The organism is Acetivibrio sp. (assembly GCF_035371925.1).
Lineage (GTDB): Bacteria > Bacillota > Clostridia > Acetivibrionales > Acetivibrionaceae > Hungateiclostridium.
The window spans coordinates 1-6,705 of sequence record NZ_DAORXT010000124.1; the positions used below are offsets into that span (position 1 = coordinate 1).

Here is a 6,705-nt window from a genome sequence, read left to right on the forward strand (position 1 = left end):
ATATAATTATTATATAAGGGAAAGTGTAACTTTATAATATTATTTTAGAGAGAATTTTTCAACACAGCCTACATAAGTTTCCATTTCTTAACTCTTCTTTCAATAGCTATAGACAGATTCTAAAGATTTTACGACAGATTCTAAAGTTTTAATGTAATGTAATAATCTCAAATTCAGAGGCGGAGGAGGATGCTTATGAAAAAAATAAGTATGTTTTTTTCATGTCTTATGATTTTTTGCGTTTTAGTTGCATTTTGTTTTGCAGGAAGCTTCTCGTTTGCTGCTACGGACAATCCTTCGGCACGGGAAGATATAAAAGTTTTTTTGAATGGAGTTGAAATTGAGTTTGATGTAGCTCCGTACATAAAAAATGGAAGGACAATGGTGCCTTTTAGGGCAATTTTCGAAGCTCTTGGTGTGGAAATAAGCTGGGATGGAATAAACCGTGCTATCATGGCAGCCAATGATACTATACAGATTTATATTGAAATAGGAAAATCATTTGCTTATGTCAACGGATACAAAGTAGAGCTTGATGCGGAAGCTGAAATAGTAGATGGAAGAACTTTTGTTCCGTTAAGATTTGTAAGTGAGAATGCAGGAGCGGATGTTTCCTGGGATGGCACAAGAAGAGCGGTTCATATTTCTTATGTTGACCAGGTTAGGGATTTGGGGGAGGTGTCTTATTATAGAGAATTGGAGTTTTCTGTGGACAGATGGGAAAGCAAGGCAGATGGAAAGATTTTGACAGTATCCGGAAAGGTAAATTTGGAAAATACGGTGTTGATGATAGAGCTGTATGACGGTTTGGGTGGATTTGGTAGAAGTATAGCTGAAATAACAGGCAAAGCCGGTGAAATGAGTTCATATGAAGCTAATGTTTATCTGACATCTTCTTTTGAGCCTAAAACCGTTGTTGTAAAGACATTAAGTGACTCTGGCAAGCCAATCAAAATCTCACAGTATAATTTGTGATTTTGCATTGATATGATCGACGATATAATCAACGATATAATCTACGTTATTCAATCGACGAAAATTTCTTCGCAATTTTCAACGTAAAAATGAGGGAGGTAAGTTGTAATATGCTAAGGAGATTATTATATAAAGAAAGTACGTTGTTTCTTGCAATTTGCATGTTGATACAAGTCATATCGTTCGCTGCCGGCGGTTTGGGTGCTTATGCGAGTTCTCAGAATATAGGCGTGGAATTCTACAATTCGGACACCGGTGAGACTATCAGTTCTATGTATCTAAATTTCAAGGTTACCAATAATGGTTCTTCCGAGATTCCTCTCACAGATATTAGACTTAGGTATTATTTTACTGATGACGGTGTGTCTCCGATAGTAGTTTTTGTTGATTATGCGCATAATAACGGTATGCAAATCAACAACAATATTACATATACTATACAAGATATCAATTGCACGGGAGCAAACAAATATATTGAATTAGGATTTAACACTGCAGCAGGCAGTCTTGCTCCCAACACATATGCGATAGTAAGAGCGAGAGCTTATCAAAAAGACTACAGCCAGAATTTTACCCAGACCAACGACTATTCCTTCTGCAAGAAAAACACTGATTTTGCAGCATGGGACAAGGTTACGGGATATTTAGACGGAGTTTTGATCAGCGGTACGGAACCGGCAGTGTCGGGTTCTACTCCTAATTTGACTACACCAACTCCGCAGACGAGTCTGATACCCGTACCTTCAAATACACCGACTTCTAAGACTACGCCTACACCTTCAAATTCCGAAACTCCTGTAGATTGGTCGGGACAGTCAGTTCCCAACGGAAATTTTGAGGCAGGAACGATATTTTGGAGTTTTTATTGTGACAGCGCATCCGGCGCAAAAGCCAGCAATTTGGTCCATACTGAACCGTCAGGAAATAAAATATCCAAAGTTTCTATTGAGAATGTGGGACCGAATCTTTGGACAATTCATTTGAAGCATACAGGAATTGAGCTGGAAAATTCCAAGACCTACAGGCTTACTTTTGAGGCAAAGTCGACAATTCCCAGAAATATTAGGATATCGCTGCAGAATGCGACGAGCAGCCTAATTGAGTATTTTGGAAGTATAGTAAAAGTTGATTCCAAAATGAAAACTTACACCTGTGAATTTACGTTGAACAGTTCAACAGGTACAAACGTGGCAATTGTGTTTGAACTGGGAAATCTTAGCGAAGTAAAAAATCAGCCACATGACATTTTTTTCGATAATGTAAGCATTGAGAAGATTGGTTCTCCTTCATCAGCACATATACCGGCGGAAGATACTATGGTAGCAGGTATTACTGCTTCGATGAGTTCTGAATATGATGTAGAACTTGGAAAAGAGGCTGAGATACTATTGTCTCAGAGTGGGGAAATTACTTTAGAGGGCAGAATAGAAAATGAAAAGGAAGTTGTGCTTGTATTGGATAACTCCGGAGTGTTAAACACCTATATGGAGGAGATTTTGACGCCATTAGACTTTGGAATATATTCAAACCTTGATTTGACTGTACAAGGTAAAGATGCTTTCATTAACGGAAGTGTTCATACGAACGGGGTATTTACATCCAATGTTGAAACGGTAAAAATTACTGAAACTTGCTCTGCAGCCGGCTTTAATATTACAAGTAAAAATGCGAATATTAATACATATAAAAACATTACTATGCCGGTCGAGATGCCATATTTCCACGACTCACTGATTGCTGACGCATCTAAAAATAGTATGGTCTTCAGACCCGAGGATTATCCTCCCAGTATGTTCTTTTATCCAATGCCGGGGCAGCAAGATATTTTCATATATTACAACTACTTTGCCAATCGGTTTGAAATATGGGGTATGGGTACATTGGTTATAAGCTCTTCCATGTATTTTAAAGGAAATGTTTTTATATCATTGAGAGGAACCAGTAATATTGGTGAGGGATTTATTGTTGCTGACGGAGATATAACTATACAGGGAGAAAATTTGTCTCCTCAAGGGCCAAACGATAAGCTGTATGTTTATTCCATAGGCGGAAACATAGAGTTTCAGACACCTAATTCTACAATAAACGGAATAGCTTATGCTCCCGGAAGCCCTGAAAAACCGAACTCCGGTAAAATTATTTTTACAGGTAACAATAATACCGTTAACGGTTCTATTGCAGGAAATGAACTTAAATTTTACGGCAGCGGCCTTACGGTAAATCATACGGAAGGACAGTTTACTGTTGTAGAACAGAAGTATCTGCAAAGCACCACTTATATGAAGTTGGTAAAAGATACTGCAAAGAGCTTTGTAGACAAATTTGCAGGTACCAGAACAAAAATGACGGTTATTCAATATTCCGATTCTGCCAACAATAACGATTTTAAGCAGTATGATTTGGCTGTGGGTAATAATGCGGCTACTCTTAAGGATAAAATTGAAAAAATCAAACCCGAAACTTCAGGCTTGAGCAATATGGGTGACGGTATGAGAAGGGCTTATCATATTCTTAAAAAGCCGAAAAAAGATTCGGTATCAAAGTATATAATTGTCCTTGCAGGCTCTGAACCGAACCGATGGACGGGTATGAACCCTACATCGAATGATCCGAAGACAGGAGATGGAAAAGCCGATCATATAAAGGCTGACAATGGGGCGTACAATTCGCTGAATTACGCAAAGGATATAGGGAAAATGATTACTTCGGACGGTATTAATCTTATGTTTATAAGTTTTTCGGACAAGGATATAGACTCCGTTTTAGAAGAAATTGCGGTAGAAAGCGGGTCTAAGCTGATAGAATCAACAGGAAGACACTATTACAGAGCAGATAACTTGATGGAACTACTGGAAATTTTCGGAAGCATGCATTTTAAGATACTGTATGATGTTGTGCTTGAAAAAGTGGTGTTTGAAGAGATTCTTCCTCAAGGAGTAATGGCTATTGACCTGCCGGACTGGATGAGCACGGAAAGTATTACGGCGGGAGGAACAACCAGGACAAAAATTGTTGGAGAGATAAATAGTATTCCGCTTACATTTACAGGTAAAGGTTATAGTTTTGATATTGACAGCTTCAAGATAAAAGTAAAATACATGAAACCGGGAACAATAGTATTTGGCAGAGAAGATTCCAAGATGATATACAGCTTTGAATACATGGATACAGGAGGAAAAGTACACTCAAAGACTTTGGACAAATACTTTAACGAAATGACGGTAAATGTTACAATGACAATTGATATCAACTGATATGCTATTATAAGATGATTTTACGGGTTGGTTTCCGGTTCCGGAAGCCAGCCTTTGCACATAAACGCAAAGCATAAGGAGGATAGATATGACAAAAGACATCAAAAAAATAATCAAGCAAATGACCCTGGAGGAGAAGGCCGGATTATGCTCGGGACTGGATGGTTGGCGCACCAAACCTGTTGAAAGGCTGGATATCCCGTCAATAATGATGACCGATGGCCCCCATGGACTGAGAAAACAGAAGGAAGATGCAGATGTGTTTGATATCAACAACAGCGTTCCTGCAACTTGTTTTCCCACTGCCGCAGCTTTGGCGTGTTCATGGGACAGGGAATTGATTGAAAAAGTAGGTATTGCAATAGGAGAAGAATGCCAAGCCGAAAATGTCTCGATACTGCTTGGGCCTGGTGTAAATATAAAGCGCTCGCCTTTGTGTGGCAGAAATTTTGAATATTTTTCGGAGGACCCTTACCTTTCATCGGAGATGGCTGCAAGTCATATAAAAGGAGTTCAGAGCCAGGGAGTTGGGACGTCCCTCAAGCATTTTGCCGCAAACAATCAGGAATACAGGAGAATGACTGTTGATACTGTTGTGGATGAAAGAACCCTTAGGGAAATATATTTTGCAAGCTTTGAGAATGCTGTAAAAAAAGCAAGGCCATGGACTGTTATGTGTGCATACAACAAGCTTAACGGTGAGTATTGTTCGGAAAACAGATATCTTTTAACGGACATTTTAAAGAATGAATGGATGCACGATGGATTTGTGGTATCCGATTGGGGGGCGGTAAACGACAGAGTAAAAGGGTTGGATGCGGGACTTGATCTGGAAATGCCCTCTAGCTATGGTATTACGGATAAAAAAATAGTTGAAGCCGTAAAAAGCGGAAAATTGTCTGAAAAAATTTTGGACAGAGCTGTGGAGAGAATTCTGAAAGTAATTTTTATGGCCCTTGAAAACAAAAAGGAAAACGCCTCCTACGACAAAGAAGCCCACCACAGGCTCGCAAGACAGGTTGCAGCAGAGTCAATGGTGCTGCTTAAGAATGAAGACGACATACTTCCTCTTAGAAAGAGCGGATCAATAGCTTTGATAGGAGCTTTTGTGAAAAAACCAAGGTATCAGGGGGCAGGCAGTTCGCATATTACGCCTACGAGATTTGACGATATTTATGAAGAAATCAAAAAGACGGGTGGTGACGGGACGAATATTGTATATTCGGAAGGCTACAGACTGGATAGCGATGAGATTGATGAAAAATTGATAAACGAGGCTAAAAAAGCGGCGGCAAACTCTGATGTTGCGGTAATATTTGCAGGACTTCCGGATGAATATGAATCTGAAGGATTTGACAGGACTCACATGCGTATGCCGGAAAATCAAAACAGACTTATAGAAGAAGTGGCAAAAGTTCAAAGCAATATTGCGGTAGTATTGCTCAACGGCTCACCAGTTGAAATGCCGTGGATTGACAAGGTAAAATCTGTGCTGGAAGCTTATCTGGGAGGTCAGGCATTAGGAGGTGCAGTGGCAGACGTATTGTTTGGTGAAGTTAATCCGTCGGGAAAACTTGCCGAGACCTTCCCGGTAAAATTAAGTCACAACCCGTCCTATTTGAGTTTTCCCGGAGAAGATGAAAGGGTGGAATATAAAGAAGGGCTGTTTGTCGGGTACAGATATTATGACACAAAGGGAATTGATCCGTTGTTTCCTTTTGGCCACGGACTGAGCTACACCAAATTTGAATACAGCGATATATCGGTGGATAAAAAGGATATCTCGGACAATACCGTCATTAATGTCAGCGTTAAGGTTAAAAATGTTGGCAAAACGGCAGGAAAGGAAATAGTGCAGCTCTATGTAAAGGATGTGAAAAGCAGCGTTAGAAGACCTGAGAAGGAGCTTAAGGGATTTGAAAAGATTTTCTTAGGTCCGGGAGAAGAAAAGACGGTTACATTTACGCTGGATAAAAGAGCTTTCGCATATTACAATACCCAGCTTGGGGATTGGTATGTTGAGAGCGGAGAGTTTTTGATATTAATCGGAAAGTCCTCCAGGGATATAGTTCTGAAAGAATCGGTGAGGGTAAATTCAACAGTGAAGCTAAGGAAGAAATTCAGTAACAACTCAACGATTGAAGACATAATGTCCGATTCAACGGCTGCCAATGTTTTTGGTCCGATGCTATTAGGGTTGGCAGATGAAATGAAAATAGATATGAATAATACTCACGACATGATGGTTGCAAATATAAAAAATTCGCCTTTGCGTTCACTTATTAATTCCACTCAAGGCAGGATAACCGAAGAGATGCTAGATGAGCTGCTTGATAAAGTAAACGGCGCAGATTGAGTAGTTTTGCGTAAATAAAGGGTAATGTGGGTTGTGTAAAAGACAGCTTGCATTGCCCTTTTGTTTGAGAATGTTGAAAATTTTGTGTATAAGAGAATGAAAAGACTCCTTCTTGGCAAG

General features: G+C 39.5%; 3 protein-coding genes. All 3 read left to right on the forward strand.

Going from position 1 to position 6,705, the window contains the following annotated elements; genetic code table 11:
- Positions 1-195 precede the first annotated feature (195 nt).
- The 3 genes from PLH43_RS12565 (at position 196) to PLH43_RS12575 (ending at position 6,585) form a co-directional block, all read left to right on the forward strand.
- Positions 196-975, forward strand: a complete 780-nt coding sequence (locus PLH43_RS12565; RefSeq protein ID WP_324363643.1) for a copper amine oxidase N-terminal domain-containing protein — start codon at positions 196-198, stop codon at positions 973-975.
- Positions 976-1,085: 110 nt separating this feature from the next.
- A complete protein-coding gene (locus PLH43_RS12570) occupies positions 1,086-4,229 on the forward strand; it encodes a cellulose binding domain-containing protein (protein WP_324363645.1) in 3,144 nt (1,047 codons plus the stop codon).
- Positions 4,230-4,317: 88 nt separating this feature from the next.
- Positions 4,318-6,585, forward strand: a complete 2,268-nt coding sequence (locus tag PLH43_RS12575; RefSeq protein WP_324363647.1) for a glycoside hydrolase family 3 C-terminal domain-containing protein — start codon at positions 4,318-4,320, stop codon at positions 6,583-6,585.
- The last annotated feature ends 120 nt before the right edge of the window (positions 6,586-6,705 follow it).